1 pseudogene is annotated in these 243 nt (G+C 63.4%); it reads right to left on the reverse strand.

Annotated elements, in window-relative coordinates:
- Positions 1-77: 77 nt before the first annotated feature.
- Positions 78-243, reverse strand: a pseudogene (locus tag AAEZ08_RS23365) (alanyl-tRNA editing protein); the annotation flags it as partial.

The raw sequence follows: 243 nt of genomic DNA on the forward strand, positions 1-243 counted from the left end.
GGTTCATGGTGCGCCTGGATGTACCGCAGCCCTCCGTCGGTCCTCGGCGCTGTTGCCTGTCGTTGACAGGAAGCGGTTCAGTCAATGCTGTAGCGCACCGACAGCACGCCTTTTTTCTCGGCCAGGGCGAGGATTGTCACCTTGCCCACTTCTCTCAGGGCCTGCACGTGAGTACCGCCGCAGGCGTAAGCCGGCAGGTCGCCGAAGCCGACTTCACGGGTGCCGTCTTCGAGCCCCATATGG

It is taken from the genome of Pseudomonas sp. E45-MNA-CIBAN-0222 (assembly GCF_040310405.1).
Lineage (GTDB): Bacteria > Pseudomonadota > Gammaproteobacteria > Pseudomonadales > Pseudomonadaceae > Stutzerimonas > Stutzerimonas stutzeri_AC.